Below are 25,311 nucleotides of genomic sequence, written 5' to 3'. Positions count from 1 at the left end.
GCCTGGCGGTCCGCCGCCGCCTGGGAATCCCTATCCGCCACAAGGCTATCCGGGTCCGCAGCAGCCGTGGGGCGTCGGACCGGTGCCGAAGAAGCGCGGCAATGGCTGGAAGTGGGGGCTCGGCGCGATTGCCTTGCTTGTGGTCATCGGAGTGACTGCGGCAGTGACAATTTCGGTCACGAAGGATGATGCAGACGACGGTCCGTCACCCACAGGCGAGACCTTCGGATTGGCGAGCGCCGACGACAAGGGCCCCGCGAACATCATCACCGAAGATCCGAGTTGCGCTGCTTGGGGTCCCATCAACGACACATTCGTCGCTGTCCAGCGAAGGGGCTGGAACAAGCGTGATCCGGCTATTCCCTCCACAGATTGGAGTCCAGAGCAGCGCGCACAGTACGAGGAGGTCGGGAAGGCGGCCACCGCAGCGGCAGACCAAACCGTAGCTCTAGCGCAACTCACGCCGCACCGCGTAATGCGCGAAGTTTACGAACAGTTCATCGCTTACGCACGCGCGTATAGCGAAACAATCGCCACGTATACGCCCGAATCCAATTATCTGGCTGGCGTCTTCATGGGCGCGACTGCGACCCTCGTCTACACCTGTGCCGCAATTACTTACGGCTCGGCTCAAGCGCGGGGTCCGCTCATCCCCTCGCCGTCTCCGCCGTCGGCCGTCGCGCCACTAAGCGATCCCGCTGATCCTAGGCGGTTCATGGAGTCGCCCGACCCTGGTTGCCCCGAATGGGACCGACTAACGGACAAGTTCGAGTCGGAGACGAAAGCGTGGCAGGCGATCGATTCGGCGATCTCCGCCAGCGATTGGACTCCTGAACAACGAGCCGTTATGGACGCCGTCATCCCGGTAATGAACAGCCAAGCCGATGCGCTCGAAGAATTGGCGCTGTCCAGCTCTAATCCTGTGATTCAGGACTTCGCAACTCTTGCCGCACAATATCGTCGGGCGTACGCGCAAGCGTTGCCCACTTACGTATCAGCGGATGCGTACCTGCAGAGTACGTCTGGTCGTCTTACTTCGCTGATCTACCAAGCGTGCAAAGCGGCTGGGGCATAACAGTGGGTCTGGGTAAACCATCTGATCCCTACGGCATGACGAATCCACCAGCCTGGCCGGATGTAGACGAGGATGTACTTCACAGCTGCGGGGATGCCTTCAGCGCTGTCTCGAACAACATCAAAACTCAACTCGGGGACGCGCTACAGCAGCGTACGCAGTTGTTCGGCGGTGTTGGCCTCTGGGCCGGTGGGGCTGCGCGTGCAGCGTCGGGCGCTCTTGATCGACGGATCGCTGATCTCGAAGCCATCGAGCAAAAACTCGACGAATCGGCCAAGCTCTTTCACGCTAGTGGCGACGAAGTGGGCAACGCTAAGCGAGAGATAATCGACCTCGTTGAGGCGGCGAACCAGGCGATCCAAGATTTATTGAACAACGAAAAGGTTCCCGAAGAAGTCAAAGACTCGGCGATACGGGAATTTGTGGATCGCATGCACGCGGAGCTCACCGGAATTGTTTCTCTCGCGGGTTCCCGTATCTCCGGGGAGCCGGCCGTCATGCCGGAGATACCGAAGCAGTCCGACGCCGAAGCATTATGGTTCGGCCAAAACGCACCAAGAGAAGCGCCTGTTTCGCCTCCGAATTCAAATGGCCCGCTGAATGGTGAGCTATCAAGCGCTCCGCCCCTTACGCCGCAGCAAGGTGCGCCCGCGCCTCCCCAGAATTCGACTGCTTATGATCGCGATCCTATCGAATCGACTACTTCCCCTTTGCCGCCGGCCGGGTCCCAGCCGGAATCACCGCCGCCAAACATGCCCGGCCGAGAGCCAGTCGAATCTCCCTCTGCTCCAACGCCTGTCACGCCACCGCCCGCCGAAGCACCTCCGGGACCAGCTCCCAGCATGCCTGGTTTTCCCGGAATACCAGGCGCGCCAAGCGCTCCCAGTGCGCCGTCGGCGCCCAGTATCGGATCGCCATCCAGCCCGGTGTCGAGCCCCTCGAGTCCTTCGGTGCCGTCCGCGACACCCACACCCAGCGCGCCGGCCGCCAGCGCCGCACCTACCACTCCTGCTCAGCAGCTGACCGAATTCAACCGCGCCATGGCCGAATCGGCGGCCCGCGCCGCGGCACAAATGCCACCCATCCAACCGACACAACCGTCCGTACCGATGGGCTCGGCGCCTACACCGCAGCCTCTCGCTTCCCCGGCCCTTCCCGACGCACCTGCGTCCACCGCGCCGCCTCCTCCAGCCGCCTCGGGTCCGACCGGCGGGACTTCAGCGCCCATCGCGCCCGCGCCGAGTCCCGGTGCTCCAGCCGCACCGCCCGTACCACTCGGCCAGCCGGCCACACCACCGCCCGCCGCACCCGTCGCACCCGCTGGCCCCGTCGCGCCAGCCGTCCCGCCCCCCACCGCGGCCGCCGGTGCCACCACTGTGGGAGCCCCTGCGCCCGTGCCGGTTTCGGCCGCCCGCGCCCACCGCGAGGCCGCCGCCGCAGCAGCCACCGCCGGGGCCCTGCGCCGTCGTTCGCCCGGCAACGATCCCGCCGTGCTCGCCCAACGTATCGCCGCCGCCCTCAACGTCGGCATCACCGACGTCGGCTTCGTCTGGCTCACCGGCCTCGCGAAGGACGGCTCCATCGTCGTCGCCAACAACTACGGCCTCGGCTACATCCCCGACGGTGTGAACCTGCCCGAACAAGTCACCATGGCCACCGCCGACGAGAGCATCCCCGCGACGGTCCGCGGCACCTGGACGACGTATCCGATTCTCGCCCTTCATGGTTGGGCTCAACACCACAACACCGACCTTCGCGCCGTCATCGCCACCGAGGACCAGTTCAAGGGGTTCGACCCTGGAGCGCCCAAGATCGTTCTGCGCCCCGACGACATCCCCGAGAGCGGAACCATGGAAGGTCGGCACCGCCTCCAGGTGATTGCCCCCGACGCCGCGGTCAAGCTCGCCGCGGTCAGCAGCACCGGACTACCCGATCTCCTGCCGCCGGCTCAGGCCGATGCCAATGCGCCCGAGGACAAACGAGCGCAATTGTGGTTCGAGGTGTTCCGTCCGCTCCTGAGCAATGCGCCCGAGCGCGCTGTCGTGCAAATCGAGGCGTTCGTCACCTATGCCGAGCATGCGCAGGAACTAGCCCTGTACCGCGCCCACACCACCGTCGACCCGGCTGACCAGCGCGCCGCAATTGCCGACTGGATCTACTGGCAACACCTGAGCGTGCTGATGTCCGACGCCATCGCGACCGAAGCGACCGTCTAGCGCGACGCGGACCTATCGTCGGGACCGTCCTGTTGCGATTCGTCCCAGAGCGCCCACTCCGGTAGCGGCGTCGGCGGCACCATGCCCATCTCCCCCAGCGTGCCCAGCGTTGGATCGATCTTGTGCCGATAACTCACCTTGCGCCTGCGAACGACGTACACAATCGCGATCGCGAGCACGCCGGACGCGATGAACACCAGCAGCGCCACCTGGAGAATCAGCAGCAACACTCGCTCACTGTACGTAGATCTGCGAGCCCTTCTCGCACCGTTTGCCGCCGCATTCCAAGAACTGCAAATAGTGCATCTACTTACCCGCGATAATCAGTTCGTGGCCACTTCCATCTCAGCCGTCGAGGCGTCACAGCCGGAGCGTCTGGTATCGGCTGCCGCCGACGTGGGCGCCATGGCCTCACAGCTCGACAACCTGATCACGATGCAGCGCGAATCGCTCGCCGAACTGCGTGACGGTTGGACAGGGGGAGCGGCCGACGCGGCGATCGCCCGCGGTGAGCAGAACCTCACCGTTCAGGAAGCGCTGCGCGACAGACTGCACACCCTGCAAGGCGTTCTGGCCTCCGGCGGAGGGCAGCTCAACTCGGCGCGTACGGCGCTGCTGGACATGGTCGGCGAATTGCGGGGCCAAGGTTGGGAGATCTCCGACGACGGGGTGACGACGCCCCCGCCCAATCTGTCGGAAGCTTTCCGCAGTGTCCCGCAGGCATACACGCTGATGATCCAGCGACTGCTCGAGACATACGCTGTCATCGACGACGAGACCGCCGATGGTTTCCCCATATTCGAGCCAGGCGGATGATCAGGCCTCTCGGCGTCCTCGCAGCAGCTCTCGTCGCCGTGTCTGCCTGCGGCACTTCCACTCCGGAGCTGCCACCAGATTCTCCGTCGGAAATGCTCAGCATGCTCACCAGCGACCGGGGCGACGACGTCCTCAACGCCGTGACGACGCACGAATGGGATGACGACGGCGCGGCTGCCGGGGCGCGCTTCATCTGGATCGGCGAGGACGACGGCGCTGCGAACCAAGGTGCCGCACCGTTGGCCGGGTACCTCATCACCAACCATGGCAACTTGATGGCGCTGGACTCCGGGTTCCTCGGTCTCACGAAAGTTGCGGCAGCACAAATGAATCCACAGCTGGTCCGCGACTACGCCACCGCGCTGGCGCCCCACCTGGGCCAACTTGTCGGCGGTCGCCAGAGCGCGTTCGACTCCCTCCGCGCCCAGATGGCGGACGACCCGTTGGCATTACGAAACCTGCTGTCGGTCTTCGTCGCCGACCCCGAGGCCGGACGCACAGCCGTTGAGGCGTCACACGCCGCCACCGAGCAGTACGAGGAGGCCGCGGCTGCGGCCCCACCGGACAGCGACGAGTCTGTTGCCGCCCTCAAGGCAGCGGGTTCACTGCTGGGCGCCGCGTATGGCGCGATCGAACTGGCGGACAGCGACATCCCGACACCATCCAGCGGCCCGGCAACCAGCGAAATGGCGGTGCGGGTCGCGACCATCCTGGTGCCGGCAGATCCCAACCCCGCGATCGTCAGCAAGTACGTCCAGGACGGCCGCCTGATGTCACCCGCTGCGGTCGAGAACACGTTCTCCATCAACGCCATGCGCACGTACTACCTTGATTTGCAGAATTACATCGGCACAAAGGGATTCGAAGACGGGAACAACGCGTTCTTCGCAGCATTCAAGGACAGTGCCGGGGTGCCTCTGTGATGATGTCAGCTCGGGATGTCGACGTTGCCGATGTCGTCGGCGACCTGTTGATCCTGACGAGAATAGGCACGCACAGCGTCATCCAGCCTTTCGCTGTACTCCCGCACACTCTCGATCGCCTCGGTAAGCGCCGCGGTGATGCCCTCCTGCGCCCTGCGGCATGACTCGGCGGTGAGCAACTGACCCAGCGACGCGGCGGCATCACCGACGACCTCGTCGGCCCGAATGCGGCTCAGACCGTCGGCTGCATCACCGAAAGCCACTGTCGCAGTGCGCAGCACCTCGGGATCGAACCCGGGTAGGTTACCGCTCATCGCTCGCTCCCCTCGCAATCAGAACCTCAAATTTCGCAGGAGGTCGTACACGCTGGCGATCCACAACAGCAACGGGATGATCGCCGCAATCGCGGCACCGTCGACCAATTCGAGGATTCGCTTGGTCACCGGCGACACCCGCTGCACGCTGCTGGCCGCTCCGATGACGATCAGCGTGACGATTCCCAACGCCACATACAGAGCGAGCACCAGCCACGCGCGGTCGGGATCCCACAACGACAGCTTCACCATCAAGCCCGTCGGAATCACGACAACCGCCGCCAACAACGCCCACGCACACCAGCGTTCGGCGTAGAGCCGAGACCTGAAGCCGCAGATCGACGTGACGAGGCCCGCGACGATCATGCTGTGGACGAAGAAATGTCCCTGCACCACAACGGTGATCGCGCCGATCGCCAACACCAGCGCACCCGCGGTGACGAACCCGATAAGCAACCGCGTCGCCAACTGGCTGCGCTCGTGCAGCCGCGCAGCGGAGTCCGGCACAGACTCGATTATCGCCTGCCACGTCGGTGACTCGTCGCCGATGGGAGCGGCGACCGGGTCGAGAAGTTCCTCGCTGCCGACGGTTTCGCCGGGTGCGGGAATCGGCGGCAGCGCGATCCGAGCCACCGCAACGGTCAGCTTGGCCGCGTTGGTCACGACGATCAGGCCGAATGCAATTGCGCCGGCGGGCACCCAGTATTGCCATCCATAACCGAACGCGACAGCCGCCGCGGACCCCGCGATGGACGCGACCGCCAAGAACGAAGCCAGCTCGGCCCTTTTGCGCGGTCCGCCTCGGGTCGCCAGCGTCAACAACAACACCACCGCGGCCGCACCCGCGGCTTGCGGCGCGCCGAGCCCGCCGTAGCCGATCGGCAGCGGGACGGCGAGCGCCGCCGCTGCCGCCAGTGTGGGTATCGACGCGACCAGCAGACTCTCCGACATGTTGATGTTCTGGTACCGGTTGGTCGCCAGCATGCTGCCGCCCAACAGTCCCAGCCCGAGGACGGCCAGCGCCACCGCCCACCACCACGCGTGACCGCTGCGGCTCCATACCACCAACGACATCACCGACACCGCCAGCGCGGTGAATGGAATCGCCAGGCCGACAAACCGATTCAATGCGGTGCGATCGAACTCGGGCGACTCGTCAAGTACCGCGATAGCGTCTATCACGTCCTCGACCAGGGGCCGATAACGTTCGGTCCGGCTGACGGAAACCAGCGTCAGCAGCGACCCGTCGACCACACCCGCGTCATCCAACGACTCGTTGAATCTCAGCGGCGGTGCGCCCGGGCGCGCGAACGCCCACACCCCCTGCACCGAGAAGTCGAACCCGGCGAGGACATCCTTCGGCGTGTCCTCGAGTAGCTCGGCCAGCACCGAAACCGTCTCATCGATGTACGTTTCGATCGGTGCCGACGCCGGCAGCACCAGGTCGGTCATCCGCCGACCGGTCAGGATCGTCACGCGTGTGGTCGACGGGCGGCCAGGCGTCACACCCGACGCCGGTGCTGCGGCGGCGGTGGAGGTCAACGCCGTTCGAGCCTGTCGAAGTCGTCGGACAAGGCCGCGGCCAACTCGATGACCCGGCGCCGGAAGTCCTTACCGAGCAGGTCGAGTTGGATCTCGGTGCCTGCCGCGATGTGCTTGTCGTACGGCAACACTATGACTCGCCCCGGCGGGACATGGCGCTCGAACTGCTGCACCAGATCCTCGATATCGATGTTTGGCTTGCCCGGCACCACGTGGTTGATCACCACGCACGAGCGGCCCAGCAGATCCTGATATCCGTTCTGCCGCAACCAGTCCATGGTGATCGCGGCCTGACGTGCACCGTCGATCGAGGCGCTCGCCACGATCACCAGACCGGAAACCGTCGAAAGCACGCCGCGAGCAGCGGGCTGGAACAGCCCGGCGCCGCAGTCGGCCAACACCAGGTTGTAGTAACGCGAGACGATGCTCGTCGCTTCTTTCCAGTCCTCGTCGTCGAACTCTCGGCGCGCGGCGCTGTAATCGTCGGACGACAGGACCTCGAGGTTCGAGCCGTTCATGCTCGTATACGCGCGAATGTCGTTGTACCGCGCAAGTTCCTTGTCCGACAGCAGATCTGCGATCGTCGCCGCCGACTGCCGTCCCGCGCGATCGGCGAGGTTGCCGCCGTCCGGGTCCGCGTCGATGGCCAAGATCCGGTCGCCGCGCACCTTGCTCAGCGCAGAACCCAGCGAGACGGTGATGGCGGTCTTGCCGACACCGCCCTTCAACCCGAAGACGCCAATCTGATACGAGTCGCGCGCATTTCGGCGGATCCGGGTGTGCAGATCCATCTCGTAGAGCTCGTCGGGTGACAACCCGAGATTGATACGCGTCAGCAGGTACAGCAGGTGCCGCCAGCCGCGCTGCGAAGGCATCTTCACCGCGGACTTCACGCCGACGTGCGACAGCGCATCGATGGCGCGATGGTTGCCGATCGTCGCCGCCGACGTCTGCGCGGGCTGGCCCACGCGACGCACCAAATCCATGTCGGAAGGGCTTTCGGCGAAGTGCTGCGACGGCGCGGGTGCAGGTGCCGGCCGTGGGGCGGGTATCGGCGCCGGCCGCTGTTGTTCGAAGCGGGCACCTGCCGGTCCGGTCGCCTTCGGTGTCCGCATCATCCCGTTGGGCTGCGGGCGCTGCGGCGCGGCCGGGCGTGCGGCCGGCATCTGCGTCGTGACCTCAGTCTGGCGCGGTGCCGGCGCGGCGGCGGCCTGAGTCTTGTTCGGATCGACGGGCATCGCCGGCGGTGTCACTTCGCTACGGCCAGGGCCGGTGACGGCGACATCGCGATCCGCGTCGTCGGCTGTCGGCATAGCGTCCACCGAGGACCCTGAAGCGTGGAAAAGCCGGTCATAATCTGCCGACATGAGTACCTCTCATTGCTAGAAGTCACGGCGCACGCGGTGGGCGGGGTTGACGGGCCCCTTTGGGCGGCACCCTCGCCCACCTGCGTGCGCCGTCGTGCTAGACGAACTTTGCGGTAACGGCCGCTTCGGTTTGGGCCATGGTCATGCCAGCCTCACTGATGGCATGGCCCAGTTGTTGGAGCGCTGTGTTCAACTCAAGAGACGTGTTGTCCCAGCGCGTCTGCACGGCTAGGTAAGCCTCGGAACCGCTGCCGCCCCAGACCGACTGGAGCGCCGCCAGCGACGCCTTACCCTCATCGAGTAGCCCGTGCACTCGCGCGGCGGCGCCTCCGACCTCGCCGGCCCCGCCCTCAATCGCGCCGAAATTCCATACCTGCTGTCCAGTAGAGCTCATCCTCTGTCCTTCCTCTGCGATTGATCTGGGTCAGATGCCCATATTGGTCATTGCGGTCTGCACCACCGAAGCTTGATCGGTGTCAGTGGCCGTGTAGTCCGTGCCCGAACTGTGGATATTCATGCTGATTTCGTCCAACAACGTGCGCTGGGTCTGGGCCGCCTCCTGGTAGCGGACCAGCGCCGCCTGGGCGGCAGTACCTGAATCGCCCTGCCACGCCGGCCGAAGGCCATTCGCGGTGGCGTCGACCTGACTCATGATGGCCTGGAGCTCACCCGAGATTCGTTCGAAGTTGCCGGCCTCTTTGGCGAGGACAGCAGCATCGGTTTCCATTCCTGCTGGCATTGTGTGCTTCCTTTTCTCTTTCCTGTGTCCTCACCACGCGATGGCGAGTCTTTCCGGTCACGGGACCGGGAAGTCTGTGGTTACCAGTCGTCTTCTTCGTCTTCGCTGAGGTCTTGGGGCAGCACGGACGGCGCCGTCAACCCCTGCTTGGACCCGCCGCTCTTCCCACGTTGGCCCATCGCTCCCATCGGGCCCATCCCCCCGCCTGCTCCGACGGGCGCCAGACCCATACCGCCCGCACCCGCGGCGGCACCGGTCGACACCAAGGGCTTGCTCTCGCCGATCAGGTTGGCCAACAACGGGGTTCGTGGCGCTGTGCCACCCGCGCCGGGCAGCGACGCCGCACGGACCAGCCCGGCACCCGAGCCCGCACCCGAGCCGCCGGCCAATGGATGATTGGACAGCGGACTGGCACCGATCAGGCCAATTTGGGCCTTGTCAGCGCCGCCCAGGCTGCTGAACAGCGATGACACCTGCTGCAGTGGCTGCGTCAGCTGCTGCATCGGCTGCATGATCATCTGGCTGGCCTGCTGCGGAATCTGACCGACAGCCGATCCGATTTGCGACGCCATCTGCATGCCCATCTGCATGCCCTGCTGCGGTAGTTGGCTCTGTTGGCCGGTCTGCTGAACCTCGTTGTCCGCGCGCTGAACGGAGCCTTGCGCGCGCTGCTCGGCCATGCTGGCCTGTCCGGCGGCCTGGCCGGCGATAAGGGCGACCGACTCGGCCTTGCCCTGCGCGCTGACCTGCGCGATCGCGGCGTTGCGAATCGCGGCCGCGGGCGCCATGGCCGCCGCCGATGCCAGCGCCGCGGCCGCCCCGCTCTCGCCGACGCCGGGCATCACGACCGGCTTCGGCGGCGCGATCAGCTCGAACATCAGGTTCAGCAGGGTTTCGGCCTGGTAGACGTCCATCGCCCCGGCGGCCTGATTCCACATCCGCACGAAGTAATCGATCTCGTTCAATGCGATCGGGATGGTGTTGACCCAGAAGAAGTTGGTGGCCTCGAGCACCGCGTGGGTGATGTGGTTCTGCTCGATCTCCGCCAGCGGAGGCGTGGTCGCCATCGCGGTGGTGTAGGCGTTGGCCTGCGCGATGGCCTGCATCGCCCGCTTCATCGCCTGCGCGGACACCGTCCTCAGCCAGGTGACCATCGGCATGGTCGAGGAGACGGCCCGCTCACTGGCTGAACCACTCCATACCGATGTCAGGGCAGCCAGACTCGCGGCCAGTTCATCGGCCTGAGTCTCGAGGGATATCGCCAGGGCTTCCCACCCCGCGGCAGCCTGGAGCATGGGTGCCGGCCCGGCACCCAGCATCAGCCGCGCAGTGTTCACCTCCGGCGGCATTCCATGCCACTCCATCAGATATTGATTCCTCGCCTACGAAGTCGGCCAGCGAGATGTCAGAAGGTGGCGGCGTTGGCGCTGTCGACCGCTTCGTAAACTCCCGCGATCTCTACGTAGGCCGCCCCTGCGCGGGATAGCTCTTCCTGAGCAAACGTATTCAACGCCAGGGCCTCGACACCCTCCTTGGCGAAGACCGCGGCCGCCTGGGCGGAGACCTCGTCGGCACCGGCGGGCACCAGTGCGGAAACCGCAGCGGCGGCGACGGTGCCAGCGGCCAGACCGCGAACACCGTTTGCGACTACCTGTGTGCCGATGCCGACAGCTCCCGGGTTGTGCTCCAAGGGTTGCATTGCGCTATCTCCCTACATATAGATGAATTGCCTGAATATTCATTTATGAAAGGGCCTAGCTGCATAGCCGGTGCGTCTGGAATCTTCCCCCGACCCCGTCGCTCGCACTGAAATCTATGTTTGCTAGGACGTCTCCGATTAATACTAACCACGTCTGAGGGGTGCTCAGAACACTTCTTCTTCGGGTGGATCCACATAGGCCGCCTGGATGACCTCTTTGGCATCCGGTGAGACCAGAAAGGCCTGGCCAGGAGGCCGCCGCTGCACCTTGATCTCGCGTGAGGGGAAGTCCACCTTCTCCCCAGACAGGAACAGCGTGGGGGTACCGGCGCCGTAGGCGGCACCCACGAACTTGTCCATCGTGGCCCGATGCGCCTGGCTCATCTGGCAGGTCACGATGATGTGCAGGCCGATGTCCGCCGCCGCGGGCAGCAACGGAAACAATGGTGCCATCGGCGGGACCATCCCGCTGGCCGCGACGATCATGTGCCAGTCGTCAACCAGCAGCACCACGTCCGGGCCCTTCCACCATGACCGCGACCGCAACTGCGAGGTGGTCAGGTCCGGCGGAGGCATCCGCTTCTGCAGGTTGCCGGCGAGTGCCTGGATCGACACTTCCAGCGCTGACTGGTTGCGGTTCACCGCCCCCGCATCCAGCAGGTGGCTATGCGGTACCGCATCGAGCAGCCCCGAGCGATAGTCGGCCAGCATGAACCGCACCTGGGATGGGTCGTTGCGCCTGCAGATGGCCTGGGCCACCGCGTGCGCGATCTGGGTCTTGCCCGACTTCGGAGCGCCGAAGATCAGCAGGTGCGGCGTCAGGTGCATGTGGTTATACGCCACCGACAGGTCCGCCTCGCGCACGCCGAGCGGCACCGTCCACCGCGTGCGGTAGTCGCTGTCGGGGCCGGGGGGGTTCGGATCCAGCTCGTGCAGGTAGATGCGCTCGGGCAGCACCCGCACCTTGGGTGCCTGTTCGGTGTTCTGCTCGCTGATGGCCTCCACCGCGTTGGACATCGCCGTGACGAGTTCGTGGTCGCTGTGCACGCCGTCGAGCCGGGGGACGCCCATCATCAGGTGGTGCTTCTCCATAGACACAGCGCGACCTGGCCGATTTTGCGGGATCTCGCGGGTGATGCGGTCGATCTGAGTCTCGTTAACGTCGCCGAGCCGGAATTCGATCTTGGTGCCGAGGTAGTCGCGGATGCGTGATTTCAGCTCGGTCCAGCGCGGGGTCGAGATCACCGTGTGCACACCGAACTGGAGACCCTGCCCGGCGATGTCCTGCACCGTGGGCTCGAGGTCGGGGAACTCCGCGACGAATGCTGGCCAGCCGTCGATGACCATGAACACGTCACCGAATGGGTCGGCGGCGGCGGGGTGGTTCGGATCTGCACGCATCTGCCGATACGCCGCCATGGACCCCACCCGCAGCTGCTTGAACAGCGCTTCTCGTTGGCGCAGAACGGCTTTCATCTCGGCGACGACCCGGTTCACCTTGTCTGGTTCCGCTCGCGTCGCCACACCGCCGACGTGCGGCAGGTCCTCCAGGTACATCAGGCCGCCGCCGCCGAGGTCGATGCAATAGAACTGCACCTGGCGCGGAGTATGCGTGGCCGCCGCGGAGAGCACGAGAGTCTGCAGGAACGTGGACTTGCCCGTCTGAGGCGCGCCACCCACGGCGATGTTGCCGCCGGCCGCCGAGACGTCGACGCCCCAGACCTCCTGGCGGTGCCGACGCGGTTCGTCCATGATTCCCAAGCCGAATCGCAGCGGCTGCCAATGATGATCGCGTTCGATGAGCTCGTTCACCGGGGTCGGATCCGACAACGGCGGCAACCACATCCGGTAGGCACGGGTCTCGCCGATGTCGAGCTGGTCGATGATGACCTCGCGCAGTACCCGCTGTTCCGGTGCCGTTGTCATGATGTCACCGCCGTATCGAAGATCGGCGCGGCGGTGAACTGGCGGACGCGTATCCGGTCCGCAGTCTGAACACGCGGCGTGACTTCACCGTTGTCCTGTACCGACGTGGTCGGCACATAGTTGACGCCGGTGTACACGCTGTGGAATTTGACGGGGTCTTCCATGCCGACCCGCAGGAACCCGACGCCGCTCTCCTTGTTCGTGATGTATTGCGCCTCAGGCGTTCCGATCACTGCCTTGGATTCGGCCGAACTCGTGGTGCGCAGCGCGATACGGTACGTGAGGTTGGGTTCGAGCTTGTCGATACGCACGCCGCCGGTGTTCAGCGACTGCGTGGCGAGCAACAGGTGCACCCGCAGCGACCGGCCAACGCGGCAGATCCGGTCGAACAGCCCGATGAAGTCCGGGTGGTTCTGCAGTAGCTCGGCGAACTCGTCGACGACCACGAAAAGGGTTGGCAGCGGCGGCAAGTCAGCGCCGCGCTCCCGGTGCTTCTCATACTCGGCGACGCCTGACAGCGCACCCGCGGCGCCAACCTGGATGCCGGCCTGCCGCAGGATCGACTGCCTACGGTCCAGCTCACCGGTGAGCACCTCACCCATGCGGCTGACGAGCTCGGCTTCTTCCTCCATGTTGGTGACGACCGCGGCGGTATGCGGCAACCGCTCCATGCCCAGGAACGTCGAGCCACCCTTGAAGTCGGTGAGCAGCAGGTTGATCTGATCCGGATGGTGGGTGGCCGCCAGCGACAGGATCAGTGTGCGCAGGAACTCTGACTTGCCGGAACCCGTTGTACCGATCAGCATCCCGTGCGGGCCGGCACCGAACTCCGCGCCCTCCTTGATGTCGAGATACATGATGTCGCCCGTCTTCAGTTCGTGACCGAACGGGATACGCAGCCGGTCCCGGTCCGCGTCGGCGAACATCCGCCACCTGCTGGGCGTGACGTCTTCGATCGTGTGCGCGCCGACGAGCTGGTGCCATTCGGTGGCAACCTTCTTCTGTACACGCACACTCTTGTCGATGATGGTTCCCGTGATGGACCATCCGGCGAGCTTGCGCGCGATGCGGTTCGCCTGCTCCGGAGTCATCTTGTCGGTCGCCGAGGTCACCAACCGGAACGTCTGGTTGGGCAACCGGTCATCGGCGGTGCCGTCGGCGTCGACGCGAATTCGGTAGGCCGAGCCGCGATGGTTGCCGAGCGTGAGGACGGTGACGCCGGCCCGGCCGTCAATCGGGAAGCCGGCCCTGCCGCCCGAGAGGTCGACGACGACGACGTACGGTCCGCTCGGGGTGGCGTCGGGCGTGTGCGGGCCGCGAGCGGTCAGGTCGCTCAACCCGTCCGGTCGCGTGAACACCAGCCTCGTCGGACCGGCGGCGTCGGTGTCCGTCTGGTGCTGTACATGCGGAAGCCATTTGAGCCAGGCCCAATTCGGATCCTCCGGGTTGTCGGTGAGCACCCGGATCTGCAACAGGTCCGGCGGATGAAACACCGCGAGATGGCAGATCATCGCCGTGAGCAGACCGGCGGCTGCGTCCGGGTCGCCGCCGACCGCGATGGTCGGAAAGGTGCGCAGCTGCACCAGTTTCGGGCAATCGTGGATCAAACCGTGGGTGCGCAGGAACTTGGTGACCCACATGTGGCTGACTGGTTCCAGATGCGGTGCCGGGGCGCCCTGCGGTCCGGCCAGCTCGCCGCCGACGGCGGGCTTGAGCAGCCGGTCCACCGCAGGCTCGGTACCGAGGCCGATGCGCACCGCCGAGAAGAAGTCGGCATTGGTCGGACGTGACCATTGCCGGTTGGTCCCGATGATCGACAGCAGATCGTCGGGATGCGGTGCGTGATAGTTGAAGAACGTCACCTGAGCGGTCGCCGAAGACGTCACGCGGGTCCGGAGACCCGCGAGGTACCGCAGGTATTCCTTGCGGTCGGCGTTGATCTCGGGCACCTTCTTGCCGCCCGGACCGCCGCCCGCCATGAAGCCGACGGTGGCCATCACCATCATCAGCGGCATCATCAGCATGTACGGCGAGAGCTGCCGGATGCCGGTGAAGATCATGATCGCGATCATGCCGAGCATGCCGCCGCCCATGACCCAAGGCAGCGCCTTCTGAATGCCCGACGGCGGGATCTCGACGCCGAGGTCGTCGGGCGGGGTCACGTTGATCTCACCGGGTGTAAGCCGTGGCCCGCGTTTGATGATCGGCGTGAACTTCTTGGTGGTCACCGGCCGCCTCCGGTGTTCGCGGTGACGGGTTGCGCGCCGGCGTTGGTGCCGTCGGGGACCTTGCGCGGGTTGGGGTTTGGCGGCAGGGTGTCGTGTTCGATCAGCGCCGCCTGCTTGGACAGCACAGGACCGTCGACCAACAGGCTGACCACCTGCCACGGCGCGGTCACCGGCGCACTGAGGCCGATGTTGCTTCCCGTCTCCTCGTCGGGCAGCCCGTAACGCACACCCTGCGGGTCGATGTAGTAGAGGCTCTCGCCGTAGCGTGGGTCCGGCGATTGCAGCCGAATATACTTACCGCCGTCGATGTAAACCTTTGCATCGCCACCGATCTGGTCGATGCCGGTGTTCATGGCCGACGGTGCGATCGGCAGGTGACGCCCCGCGATGACGGTGGTCTTGGGCGCCTGGTCGCCCGGCTCGCGCTGCCATGACCAGCACAGCGTCGGCGCATCCTCGCGCAGCAGGATCTCCAGCGGCTCGTCCGGTAGCGGTGAGCCGTAGACCTGCTCGGCGATCTTGGCGACCGTGCTGGCCTCGACGGACGGTGGTGTCACCAGGCCGAACGAGTTGGTGGCGCGCAGTGCCGCCGCGGTGGTGCCGTTGATCCGCGCCACGCCGTCGGGCAATACCACGAAATGCTGTTCTCCGTCTTCGGTCAGCGCCATGAACACCGAACCGATCACCAGATTCGGTGGCAGGCCAACGGTATTGGGCTCGCCGAAGCGCGCGATCGCAGGCAGCCGCAACGGCCCGGCGTTGGGCAGCGCGTTGAAGACACCCTCCGAGATCGGCGTCGCCTTGGAGGTGACGGGGACGCCCACCGCCGACGTCACCGCGCGGTCAGACAGATCGATGGCGTGCCGCCCGGTCTCGGTCACCAGCCAGTTATCGTTCTCGTAGGACACCAACAGGCCCTCGTCGGGGCGCATCGGGCCGACCGAGGAGTCGAGGTAAAGGGGTTGCACGACAACCGATGTCTCCATCTCCGGTGCCACGCTCTCGGGCTTGGCCACGGTGTCGCACAAGGTCCAGGTCGAGCTGGCGCCGCCGACCGGCGTGGCATAGGGCGCACCCGGAATGCCGATCGGCTGCCCCTTGTGCATCCGGTCCAACTCGTCTGACTTCACCGCGACCGGGGTGCCTGCGTTGCCGAGCACCAGTCGCGCCGATGTCAGGTTGTAGACGGGCCGCAACTGGTCGGAGCCTGGGATGACGACGTAGAGCTGGTTGGTGGTGCGGTCGACGAGAAGCGTGTCAGCGCCCCGCTTTCCAAGCGGCTTGAAGTAGGCCAGCAGCGCCGCCCCCAGGCAGATCAGGACGGCGATCACGATGCCTGCCGAGACCGCGCGGCTGTAGAACTGCAGCGGGTCGTCGAACATGCGGGTGTCCCGTCGCACGATCGCGTGCTCCACCCTGCGCAGCAGGAAGCGCCAGCCGCTGACCTGCACCTTGGTGGTGAGCCGGAAACTCGCCATGCTTACTCGCCGATGCTCAATCGGGCGTGCACAGCGGCGATGGCGGCCGCCATGTCATCGCCGCTGATCTGGCTCAGCTCGTCGACCCCGAGGCTCTCGAAGTCCAACGACCGGGCCAGGCGCATGTCGCGGTTCTGCTCACCGGCCTCGACCAGCTGGCGGGCGTAACGACCGTTGCCCGCGATGTCCAGCGCCGGCTTCCCGTTGAGCGCCCGCTGACTCAGTAGCGTCGCGGCTTCGAGCACCCGCTTGGCGGCCTCGTCGTCGAGGCTCGAATCATTGTTCTGGGCAATCACTTTCGCGATTTCCACGATCTCACTCGGCAGATAGGAGTCGAACTCGATTCGTGTCGCGAAGCGTGAACGTAAGCCGTCGTTGGATTCGAGCAGCCGGTCGATGTCGTTGCTGTATCCGGCGATGATCACGACCAGCCGGTCTCGGTCGTTCTCCATGCGGGCAAGCAGCGTGTCCAGCGCTTCGGTGCCGAACGGGTCCGCCCGGCCGTCGCGCTCTTGCACGAGCGTGTACGCCTCGTCGATGAACAGCACGCCGCCGATGGCGCGGTCGATGGTGCGGCTGGTCTTCACCGCGGACTGACCCTCGTACTCGGCGACGAAATCCTTGCGTGAGGACTCGACCAGCTTCGGTTCGCCGATGACGCCGAGCCCCGCCAGGATGTTGGCCACCACCCGGGCGATGGTCGTCTTACCGGTACCGGGCGGGCCCGCGAAGATCATGTGCTTGGAAGCCTGCGCGACCTTCATGCCGCGGGCCGCCCGGATCCTGGCCATTTGCGTTGCCGCGCGATACGCCTCGATCTGTTCCTTGACGCGGGTGAGCCCGATCTGCCGGTCCAACTCGGCTTCTGCGTCGGCGAGCAGCTTCTCGCGGCCCGAATTGTCCGCCTCGACGCTGGACGCGTCCCACGGATCCTTGCGCGCAGCGATCTTCTCGGCGGTGGTGGTCTCCAGCCGGAAGTTCGGATCCTTGAGCGCCGCGGCGACTTTCGGCTCGGGGTGGGTTGCCTGCAGCCACTCGAGCAGTCCTATTGCCGACTCTTCGTTGCCCTGTCCGCGTCGCGTCATCGCCAGGTACCACGCAATGGCGGGCGCACATGCCTCACCGGCAGGAGACGAATTCGACTCGGTCAGACGTCGTTCGGCCTCGGTGAACAGACCCAAGTTCGCCGCGGCCACGCCGTGGGCGACACCGGCGGCGGCCGCGAGGAATTTGTCCGGCCAGGCACCGGCACCCTTGACCTCGTCGATGACGTGGGTCCAGCGTCCGGCGGCGCCGTAGATCACCGCCTTCACCCAGGACACCAAATGCTCCGCACCGTTTGACGGAACGTCTTCCAGCGCCTCTATGGCGTCGGCGAAGTTGCCGACCGCAGCCTCGTGGACGGCGAAGCCCATCGTGATGGCCAATGGCGAGTTGACCGGGTAGGTGATGTCGCCGAACTGGCCGCCGATCGGCACGCGGGCGTTGATGCTGTTCATCGAGATCTCGGCGGATCCGGCCAACTGCCCGAAGTTCGCGCTTGAGTACCAGGCGCGGAACAGCGTCACGCGGTCGGCGTCACCGCAGCGGATCCGTCCCACCCATGCGTCGCAAGCGGTTTCGTCCATCGCGGTGATCTCGGAGAAGATCTCGAACGATCGCGCGGGTGAGCTGGGCAGCATCCCGACCGCGCTGCTGAAGAGGTTAATTAGGTGTTCAGTCATCGTCGCCCCCGTACCGGGTCGCGAAGATCTGCGCCCGTGCCGCTCTTGCTTCCTCGGGCGACGGCAGGCCCAGGTCGCGGGTGAGGAAGTCGCGGGTCGCCGCATCGTCGTTGCCCTGCCCGCGCATGCCCTCGAGCATCAACGAGTACTGGGCCGACTTCGCTTCCTGCGTGGCAAGGCCCGCGATGACGACGATTTCGTCGGCGAGCTCGGGTTCGGTCATATCGGTGGTCCTCGAAGACAATTCGATCTGCTTGACGCGGCCATCCATGTACGTCGTGACGGTCACGGAGCCCGGTGGATTGGTCACGGTGAAGATCGGCACCGGTACGGCGTCGTCCTCGCCGTGGTCAGGACGGGAGAAATCGAGCGCGTCCAGGTCGTCGCGCTCGTCGGGATCGTATGGCTGATGCTCAGCCGCCATGTGGTGCTTTCCTCACTGCGCTTCGGCTCCACCGGCTTGGTCGGTCGAGGTCTGGTCGAACCACTTACCGGAGGGCAGGAATCCGATCAAACCGTCGAGCGCGCGCGCAAGGTTCTCCGTCGTGCCCGGCAGAAAGCTGCCGTACAGCTCGCCGCTCACGCGACGCGGTATCGACACGATTCGGCCCTGCCGGGAATCGAGCACCCCGGCCGCGACATCGGCCTGTGTGAACGTGCCACCGGGGTGGCGTTCGACCGCGGTGATCTCGACCCAGCTCTCCGGGTTCGCGATGATGTCGGCGTAGGCACGCGCCGACGTGGGTGCGATGCCGTACTTCAGCAACTGGTTCGCGTCACGGCATTCGCCCAGCTGACTCGCGACACCGGTCAACGGTTCGACATCGGCGGGGTTCGCTGCCCCGAGGACCGTGGTCACCATGCCCGCCAGGCCGACCTGAGGGGCGACGCGCTGCAAGACGATCATGTCGCCGTCGCGCGCCGCGATGACATGTCGATCTCCCTTGCGGCACACCACGAAACGGATCATCTTGCCGCCGACGTCGCGACGCCACCAGCGTCCCTCCAGGGTCCGATCGGACCGACTGAGCGTGTCGACCATGGCCGCCACCTCGGGGTGGGGTCGGCCGAACACGTCCAGCACACCCTGCGCAGTCAGGTCACGCGCGACCTGCTCCCAGACGATTTCGCGCAGTTCGGGCTGAGGGATGTTGAGCCGGATGCCCAGCGCCGTCGGAAACTCCGAGTGCCCAAGGCGATCGGCGATGACGAGCATCCCGTCGATCGTCACCTCGACGCCGACCACGTCGTCGATGTGCGTGGCATCGGGATGCGCCGCCTGCGCATTGCTGCTCATCGTGGCTCCACCTGCCCATCCAGCACGCGGCCCATCGCGTCGTCGGCGTGGTCGTAGCGCCGAGCGGCTTCGTGCAATTTGTGCCCGAGGTCGTCGGAGATCGCGGCGATCTTCATGCCCGCGGCGCGACGCGCCGCGACGATGTCGCTGACGGCGCCCGCGGTCGCCGACGCGATGACGCCGTGGGTGGATCGCACCGCGGCGTCCACGCCGTCGACGAGAATGGCCGCGGATCTGGTTTCTGCGGCGGCCCGCACCTGTCGGCCGGCGAGTTCGTCAAGGTGCGCCGTTGTCACGCGCACGTCATCCCCCGACATGGACCCCTTCTCCGAACTCGGTTTCTTGCGGATGCACGCTATCGAGCATCGGAGCCGCGAGCCCAGTCGGCGCCGGCCCGGCATCGTCGGCGACTCCGGCGTATCGGCCGACCGCCTGGGAAAGCTCTGCGGCGTTGGCCGACACGTCGGAGTGCAAGTCCTGCAGCGCCTGAGCGCTGGTGAGAAGCGCGCCCGAGAGTGCAGTGGACTCGAGGGCCAGCCTGGCGGCCTCGCCGTAGCGCGGGATGAACTGCAGGGGGAGGGAAGCGTGGCTCGTCTTGGCGAGAATGTCCGACTGGTCGTCAAGAGTGTCCCGACGCAGCTTGATTTGAACGGCTTCGCGGACCAGAACGGAGAAGACGGCCTGATCGGCATCGGCCATCGTTTCGGTTCGCACTTGTTGCCGGGTGTTCTGGTCGGCGTAGGCGCGCGCTGCGGCGCTGTCCCACCGATCGTCGGCGGCCGCCGACCCTAGCGTCTGGCCGGCCATGCTGAATTTTTTGCGTCCCTTGTCGAACTGCGCGCCGTCGTCGGGCTCACCCTCGCCGGTCGTCGACCTCATGCCCGCGATGATCACCTGGCCGAAATCCAGGAGGTCCGAGCCGACCGCATGGCGCAGCGATGTGTCGGGCGTGTCAGCGGACGCCTGCTTGCCGGGCGTCACTGGCCACCAACCACCGACCATTTGCCACGAACCACACGCATGCCATTCGACCCCTTCTGCCAATCCCCTGCGCTGGGTGAAGCGTACCAGCGGTCCGGGGGCGCCGATGTCACCAATTTCTGGCTCGGCGACGGCTTGCACGGGGGCCCTCTCAGACCCGTTCAGCAATGGTTGCACAGTGGATAGCAGCATCTCCAGACAGTTCTGACGCGTCATGGCGAACCGGCAACCCGCTTGGAACGGAGTCCGAACTCTGCCGGTGTCCGGGGCCGGACACGACTCGTCGACGCCGGCCCGATGCGTACCCGACGGCGCCTCCGGACACCGCCGCATGGGGATCGCTGAGCGGATAGTCGGATTTGCTAGCCGCGTCAATAAATCCGGTCGTCGACGCGTCTTCGCTGCAAATCGCGGATTGGTTGATACTTGGAAGGGGCCGCCACACGCATGACACGACATTCCGAGGAGACACTCAGTGACCGACCGCGATGACGAATTGCGGAGAAAGCTCGGATGGACCGGTCCCGAAGACACCGATTTCGAACCGTCAGCCGACCCGGAACCGACACCACCGTCACGGCCGGCCGCCCCACCCGCGTGGGGGGCGGCGGCGCCGCGCCCTCCCGTCGACTACATCCCTCCATCGTCACCGTCCGACACCAGGAACACCGAGGAGGAGAGCCTCTGGAAGACGACGGAAGTCAGCCGGGCACCGCTCGCGCCGACGGCAGAGGCGAGCGCACCCCCACATTTCAGAGAGCCCGAGCGGCCAGGCGGCAATTTCCGTCAACCCGATCCCCGGTACGGCCCGCCGCCGGGAACGCCACGCGAGACGGGGCCTCTGCCGCCCACCCGCGGCGACACCGCGCCGTGGAACACGCAGCCCCCGCAGCCGGATCGTCAGCCGCCGCACGGCCCACGGCCGCCGGCCCCTGGCGGTCCGCCCGGGCCGCAGTGGACTCCCGGCTACGGCCACGCAACGCCAGGAGCGCAGGCGCCGAGCGGTTCATACGCGGACCGGATCCGCGCCGACGAGCTCGTGCCGCAGCGGCGCACCCCGCCGGGCGGCGGGTGGCGTCTGGCGCTGTACAAGGCCACATTCGGTCTGGTGAACCTCGGCCAGAGCCCCGATGAGATCCGCCAAGCCCAACTCGAGGCCAAGGTCAGGTCGGGACTGCGCGGCCACTTCAAGGTCGGCGTGATGGGCAAGGGCGGCGTCGGGAAGACGACGGTGTCGGCCAGCATCGGATCGGTCTTCGCCGAACTGCGCCAGGACGACCGCGCGGTGGCCATCGACGCCGACACCGCGTTCGGCAAGCTCGGCAGCCGCGTCGACCCCCGGGCGCAGGGCTCCTATTGGGAGCTGGCGGCCGACCAACACCTGGAGACCTTCGCCGACGTCCGCAGCCGCATCGGCAACAACGCAGCGGGGCTGTTCGTCCTCGCCGGCGAGGGAACGCCCGCGCGTCGACGGGTCCTGGATCCGGCAATCTACCGAGAGGCGACCTCGCGGCTCGACCGGTACTTCACCATCTCGATCGTCGATTGCAGCTCCACCATGGACACCCCGGTCACCCAGGAGGTGCTGCGGGACCTCGACGCGTTGGTCGTGGTCTCATCGCCGTGGGTCGACGGTGCGGCGGCGGCCGGCCAGACACTGGACTGGCTGGCGGCCCGCGGGCTCAACAGTCTGCTGCAGCGCACGGTGATCGTTCTCAACGACTCCGACGGGCACGCCGACAAGCGGACGCGTTCGATTCTGGCGCAACAGTTCTCGAGTCAGGGACAGCGGGTTGTCGAGGTGCCCTTCGACGGGCATCTGCGGCCGGGCGGCGTGATCGACCGCACGGGCGAGATGTCACCGGCGACGAGGCGGCGCTTCATCGAGATCGCCGCGGCACTGGCCGACTTCTACCCCACCCACGACGACCGAAACCGCGAACGCTACTGACGCTGCCTCACAGCTGTTCGATCAACGATTCGATTTCCTGGACGGCCGCCGCTGACACGGGCTCTTCCGCCTCCGCGGCTATCACGTCCTCTTCGGAAACCCCTGCCGCTTGGGCAGTTTCGAAGATGGTCAGGTTCGCGCCGCGCCGCGCGGCGTACAGCCGCTGGCCGACGGTGGCTTGCGGCGCGCGGGCGGCCCGGAGCATGAGTTCGTCGTAGCGGGTGCGCACCGCGCTCAACGCCTTGATCAATGCCGGTGACACCTTGCTGATGCGGGCCGCCCGAGCGGCGACGGCCTCGAGCTGACGCAAGTCCGCGAGTATCTTCGTCGCGCGGGGCGTGAACTCCGGATCGTCGACGGGTGGCAGGGCCTCAACCGCGGTGGCGAAGGTGTTGACCGCAGTGACGAGAGCCTGTGCAATCAAGGGAATGTCGTCGCCGGTGTCGGCGCGTGTCTCGACGCGCGGCTCGGCCGCGGCAGGCTCGCCCCGCCGCAGCCGCGCGATGGTCCCCGGCGGCCATTGCAGCACCTCTTCAAGCTTTGCTCGAGTGCGTTCGCGCGGCCAGCTGCGGCCCTTCTCGAACGCGATGAGCGCGCCGGCGTTGATGATCCCGTCGGTCGCCAGGCTGCGCTGGCTGATGTCGAGTTCGCGACGACGGGCCGCCGCGGCCGCACCGGCACGCCGCATCCCCTCGTCGAGCACCTCGATCGACTCCGGGTCGGTCATCAACGGGCATTCCTCGAGAACTCACGGGGCGGAGCGGCGACGCAATCCTATCGGCCGCCGGACGCACCGCTACGACTTGGGGCCGCGTGGTGCGCGTGGATCTGTGGCAAAGCTATGTCTTCAAGACCACCCGCACCGCCCTGCCGCTACGGTTTTGCGACGGTCCGGTCCAGCGATCGTAACGTGTTTCTACGCTGATCAGATCGTGTTCTGCAAGGCAGGCGCGCATCGCTCCGCGGGCGCCAAACACCGCGCCAACAACCTAGTCGTAGCGCTAACTGTTGCATCGCTACGGTTTCTACGCTAGCTTGGCGACATCGCGGTGCAGCAGCCGCAGAGCGGACAAGGAGGGGTTCGGATGAACTCAACACACTGGGACGAGACACCCGTCGGCGCCTGCACGCGGGACCCCGAGCGGTGGACGACGTCAGCCGACGAAGAGGCGAAGGCGATCTGCAGGGCATGCCCCAGACGCTGGCTCTGCGCCCGTGAAGCGTGCGAGCTGCCGCGGGCAGAAGGTCTGTGGGCGGGCATCGTCATTCCCGAGAGCGGGCGCGGCCGGACGTTTGCCCTGCGCCAGCTGAAGTCACTCGCCGAGCGCAACGGAGAAGTGGTGCGGCCCCGCCGCTATTACTACGCGGAAATCGCCTGACCGCTGATCTCCCGCTGCCGCGTTCGTGGGGTCGGCAGGGGGCGATCACCAGGTGTCGACGAAACGTCGATCCGTCCGGCGCGGTTCATGCATGGTGGCGGCGTTCAGCGTGTCGATGATGAGCCTGCGAGTGTCAGCCGGGTCGATGACGTCGTCGATCTCGAAGAGCTGAGCGGCGTTGAGCGCCTTGGCATTCTCCTGGGCCGCCGCGGTGGCCTGGCGCACCCGTGCTTCTCGTTCCTCTTCGTCGGCGATCGCCTCGAGTTCCTTGCGGAGCCCCAACCGGACCGCACCTTCGAGGCCCATCGGCCCGAGATGTGCTCCCGCCCAAGCCATTGTGAGCACCGGTTCGTGCAGGCTGCCGCCCAGCATCGCCTGAGCGCCGAGGCCATAGCCGCGGCGCAGCACGACGGCCACGAGGGGCACGCTCAGCGCGGCCCCGGCGACCAGCATGCGCGACGCACGGCGCACCAGCGCTTCGGCCTCGGCCGCCGGGCCCACCATGTAGCCCGGGCAGTCGATCAACGAGACGACGGGCAGTCCGAACGCATCGCACAGTTGCATGAAGCGCGCTGCCTTGTCCGATGCGGCTGCCGTGATGGCGCCGGCCATCACCATGCTGTTGTTCGCCAGGACACCCACCGCGCGACCGTTGATGCGTGCCAACGCCGTGACCATCTCGGCGGCGAAGCGTGGCCGAAGGAACGTCACCGACCCTTCGTCGGCCAGCGTCTCGATGACCGGCGCCACTGGAAACGCGCGACGGGCCCGCTCGGGAACCATTGTGCGCAGCGCTGTTTGGTCGCCCGCGGCGCCCGGCGCCGTCGGGCCCTGGAAGTAGGAGAGCAGGCGTTTGGTCACGGCCACGGCTTCGGCCTCGTCGGCGACGACGACGTCGACCACGCCGTTGGGCTCCTGCATGCTGATCGGGCCGACCTCGTCGGGGTGGACGTCGCCGAGTCCGCCGCCCGCGATCATCGCCGGCCCGCCCATTCCCAGCGAGGTGTCCTCGGTGGCGACGATCAGGTCCGAGCTGCCGGCGATGACAGCGTTGCCCGCGAAGCAGCGGCCCTTGACGACCGCGATGCGCGGCACCAGACCCGACAGCGCCGCCCACAGCTTGAATGCGCGGGCGTCGAGCGCGGAGACGGTGGGGTAGTCGGTGTCGCCGGGGCGCCCACCGCCGCCCTCGGCGAAGAAGACGGTCGGTAGTCGCATGCGCGCGATGAGTTCGAAGAGGCGGTCCTTCTTGCGGTGGCCCAGCGCGCCCTGGGTACCCGCGAGAACCGTGTAGTCATACGACAGCACGGCGCAGGCGGCGTGCTCGGCGCCGAAGAGGTGGCCGTTGACGCGGGCCGTACCCGCCACGAGTCCGTCGCCGGGGGTGCGGGCGATCAGGTCGGCGAGGTCGCGACGGTGGCGCTGGGCGGCGATCGCGAAGCGGCCGTATTCGACGAACGAGTCCGCGTCGACGAGGTCGGCGATGTTTTCCCTGGCGGTGCGGCCGTTGCGGGCGCGCCTGCGCTCGACGGCGTCCGGGCGTGCAGCGTCCTCGGTCAGGGCACGGCGCTGCAACAACTCCGCATGGTCGGCGCGGATCGGCTCGTCAGACATGGCGTGGTGATGCTAACAAGCTGTGATATGTCGCACCCTATT

General features: G+C 66.4%; 25 protein-coding genes and 1 pseudogene. 7 read left to right on the top strand and 19 right to left on the bottom strand.

Annotated features, from left to right (window positions below):
- Window positions 1–82 precede the first annotated feature (82 nt).
- Together G6N42_RS21960 and G6N42_RS31785 are read left to right on the top strand one after the other, a co-directional pair.
- Window positions 83–1,075: an ESX-1 system-associated protein gene (locus G6N42_RS21960; RefSeq protein ID WP_232076250.1), complete on the top strand. Its 993-nt coding sequence runs from the start codon at window positions 83–85 to the stop codon at window positions 1,073–1,075.
- Between the two features lie 35 nt (window positions 1,076–1,110).
- Window positions 1,111–1,359 (top strand): annotated as a pseudogene (locus G6N42_RS31785) (hypothetical protein); the annotation flags it as partial.
- Between the two features lie 514 nt (window positions 1,360–1,873).
- Here G6N42_RS31785 and G6N42_RS21950 read toward each other — a convergent pair.
- On the bottom strand, window positions 1,874–2,074 hold the full coding sequence (locus G6N42_RS21950) for a hypothetical protein (RefSeq protein ID WP_163732783.1): 201 nt from the start codon (window positions 2,072–2,074) through the stop codon (window positions 1,874–1,876).
- A gap of 395 nt (window positions 2,075–2,469) precedes the next feature.
- Between G6N42_RS21950 and G6N42_RS21945 the strand changes: the two genes are divergently transcribed.
- The gene (locus G6N42_RS21945; RefSeq protein WP_174262129.1) at window positions 2,470–3,291 is read left to right on the top strand and encodes an EspK C-terminal domain-containing protein; all 822 of its coding nucleotides are present in this window, start codon (window positions 2,470–2,472) and stop codon (window positions 3,289–3,291) included.
- Here the strand turns inward: G6N42_RS21945 and G6N42_RS21940 are convergent.
- Window positions 3,288–3,521: a hypothetical protein gene (locus G6N42_RS21940; RefSeq protein ID WP_163732780.1), complete on the bottom strand. Its 234-nt coding sequence runs from the start codon at window positions 3,519–3,521 to the stop codon at window positions 3,288–3,290. The genes G6N42_RS21945 and G6N42_RS21940 overlap by 4 nt on opposite strands.
- Window positions 3,522–3,621: 100 nt before the next feature.
- On the opposite strand from G6N42_RS21940, the gene G6N42_RS21935 reads away from it, so the two are divergent.
- Window positions 3,622–4,107 (top strand): WXG100 family type VII secretion target, encoded by a 486-nt coding sequence (locus G6N42_RS21935; RefSeq protein ID WP_163732777.1) that lies wholly within the window; start codon window positions 3,622–3,624, stop codon window positions 4,105–4,107.
- A 101-nt stretch (window positions 4,108–4,208) separates the two neighbouring features.
- Entirely contained in the window at window positions 4,209–5,030 is an 822-nt protein-coding gene (locus tag G6N42_RS21930; protein WP_163732774.1) for a hypothetical protein, read from the top strand.
- A gap of 5 nt (window positions 5,031–5,035) precedes the next feature.
- Here the strand turns inward: G6N42_RS21930 and G6N42_RS21925 are convergent, their stop codons facing one another.
- From G6N42_RS21925 to G6N42_RS21855, 15 genes are all read right to left on the bottom strand, one after another.
- Window positions 5,036–5,344, bottom strand: a complete 309-nt coding sequence (locus tag G6N42_RS21925; protein ID WP_163732742.1) for a type VII secretion target — start codon at window positions 5,342–5,344, stop codon at window positions 5,036–5,038.
- 18 nt (window positions 5,345–5,362) lie between these two features.
- Entirely contained in the window at window positions 5,363–6,886 is a 1,524-nt protein-coding gene (gene eccD / locus G6N42_RS21920) for a type VII secretion integral membrane protein EccD (RefSeq protein ID WP_163732739.1), read from the bottom strand.
- Window positions 6,883–8,253 carry a MinD/ParA family ATP-binding protein gene (locus G6N42_RS21915; RefSeq protein WP_163732736.1) on the bottom strand — a complete coding sequence of 457 codons (1,371 nt, stop codon included), beginning with the start codon at window positions 8,251–8,253 and terminating at the stop codon, window positions 6,883–6,885. Before G6N42_RS21915 ends, eccD begins: the two co-directional genes overlap by 4 nt.
- Window positions 8,254–8,350: 97 nt before the next feature.
- Window positions 8,351–8,647, bottom strand: coding sequence for a WXG100 family type VII secretion target (locus tag G6N42_RS21910; protein WP_163732734.1), 297 nt, complete (start codon window positions 8,645–8,647; stop codon window positions 8,351–8,353).
- 30 nt (window positions 8,648–8,677) lie between these two features.
- Window positions 8,678–8,992: a WXG100 family type VII secretion target gene (locus G6N42_RS21905; RefSeq protein ID WP_232076248.1), complete on the bottom strand. Its 315-nt coding sequence runs from the start codon at window positions 8,990–8,992 to the stop codon at window positions 8,678–8,680.
- 80 nt (window positions 8,993–9,072) lie between these two features.
- On the bottom strand, window positions 9,073–10,356 hold the full coding sequence (locus G6N42_RS21900; RefSeq protein WP_163732731.1) for a PPE family protein: 1,284 nt from the start codon (window positions 10,354–10,356) through the stop codon (window positions 9,073–9,075).
- Between the two features lie 41 nt (window positions 10,357–10,397).
- Entirely contained in the window at window positions 10,398–10,691 is a 294-nt protein-coding gene (locus tag G6N42_RS21895; protein WP_163732728.1) for a PE family protein, read from the bottom strand.
- Window positions 10,692–10,856: 165 nt separating this feature from the next.
- Window positions 10,857–12,617 (bottom strand): type VII secretion protein EccCb, encoded by a 1,761-nt coding sequence (gene eccCb, locus G6N42_RS21890; RefSeq protein ID WP_163732726.1) that lies wholly within the window; start codon window positions 12,615–12,617, stop codon window positions 10,857–10,859.
- On the bottom strand, window positions 12,614–14,845 hold the full coding sequence (gene eccCa, locus G6N42_RS21885; protein ID WP_163732723.1) for a type VII secretion protein EccCa: 2,232 nt from the start codon (window positions 14,843–14,845) through the stop codon (window positions 12,614–12,616). Before eccCa ends, eccCb begins: the two co-directional genes overlap by 4 nt.
- Window positions 14,842–16,323, bottom strand: coding sequence for a type VII secretion protein EccB (eccB, locus tag G6N42_RS21880; RefSeq protein WP_163732720.1), 1,482 nt, complete (start codon window positions 16,321–16,323; stop codon window positions 14,842–14,844). The genes eccCa and eccB overlap by 4 nt, the downstream gene beginning before the upstream one ends.
- Window positions 16,324–16,325: 2 nt before the next feature.
- Window positions 16,326–18,047 (bottom strand): type VII secretion AAA-ATPase EccA, encoded by a 1,722-nt coding sequence (gene eccA / locus G6N42_RS21875; RefSeq protein ID WP_163732718.1) that lies wholly within the window; start codon window positions 18,045–18,047, stop codon window positions 16,326–16,328.
- Window positions 18,040–18,471, bottom strand: coding sequence for a YbaB/EbfC family DNA-binding protein (locus G6N42_RS21870; protein ID WP_163732715.1), 432 nt, complete (start codon window positions 18,469–18,471; stop codon window positions 18,040–18,042). The genes eccA and G6N42_RS21870 overlap by 8 nt, the downstream gene beginning before the upstream one ends.
- Window positions 18,472–18,483: 12 nt before the next feature.
- Window positions 18,484–19,344 (bottom strand): ESX secretion-associated protein EspG, encoded by an 861-nt coding sequence (locus tag G6N42_RS21865; RefSeq protein ID WP_163732712.1) that lies wholly within the window; start codon window positions 19,342–19,344, stop codon window positions 18,484–18,486.
- A complete protein-coding gene (locus tag G6N42_RS21860) occupies window positions 19,341–19,661 on the bottom strand; it encodes an ESX-1 secretion-associated protein (RefSeq protein WP_163732710.1) in 321 nt (106 codons plus the stop codon). Before G6N42_RS21860 ends, G6N42_RS21865 begins: the two co-directional genes overlap by 4 nt.
- Window positions 19,648–20,325 (bottom strand): EspA/EspE family type VII secretion system effector, encoded by a 678-nt coding sequence (locus G6N42_RS21855; RefSeq protein ID WP_163732707.1) that lies wholly within the window; start codon window positions 20,323–20,325, stop codon window positions 19,648–19,650. The genes G6N42_RS21860 and G6N42_RS21855 overlap by 14 nt, the downstream gene beginning before the upstream one ends.
- Window positions 20,326–20,800: 475 nt before the next feature.
- Between G6N42_RS21855 and G6N42_RS21850 the strand changes: the two genes are divergently transcribed.
- Complete coding sequence (locus G6N42_RS21850) at window positions 20,801–22,276, top strand: MinD/ParA family ATP-binding protein (protein ID WP_163732704.1); 1,476 nt, start codon at window positions 20,801–20,803, stop codon at window positions 22,274–22,276.
- 7 nt (window positions 22,277–22,283) lie between these two features.
- On the opposite strand, the gene G6N42_RS21845 is transcribed toward G6N42_RS21850, so the two are convergent.
- Entirely contained in the window at window positions 22,284–23,003 is a 720-nt protein-coding gene (locus G6N42_RS21845) for a transcriptional regulator (RefSeq protein ID WP_163732701.1), read from the bottom strand.
- A gap of 358 nt (window positions 23,004–23,361) precedes the next feature.
- Between G6N42_RS21845 and G6N42_RS21840 the strand changes: the two genes are divergently transcribed.
- Window positions 23,362–23,655, top strand: a complete 294-nt coding sequence (locus G6N42_RS21840) for a WhiB family transcriptional regulator (RefSeq protein ID WP_163732699.1) — start codon at window positions 23,362–23,364, stop codon at window positions 23,653–23,655.
- 45 nt (window positions 23,656–23,700) lie between these two features.
- On the opposite strand, the gene G6N42_RS21835 is transcribed toward G6N42_RS21840, so the two are convergent.
- Window positions 23,701–25,269, bottom strand: a complete 1,569-nt coding sequence (locus tag G6N42_RS21835; RefSeq protein ID WP_163732696.1) for an acyl-CoA carboxylase subunit beta — start codon at window positions 25,267–25,269, stop codon at window positions 23,701–23,703.
- Between the last annotated feature and the right edge of the window lie 42 nt (window positions 25,270–25,311).

It is taken from the genome of Mycobacterium gallinarum (genome assembly GCF_010726765.1).
In the GTDB taxonomy this organism is placed as follows: domain Bacteria; phylum Actinomycetota; class Actinomycetes; order Mycobacteriales; family Mycobacteriaceae; genus Mycobacterium; species Mycobacterium gallinarum.
The sequence above is the reverse complement of the archived record's forward strand: the minus strand, read 5'-3'. Positions and strand labels throughout refer to the sequence as shown.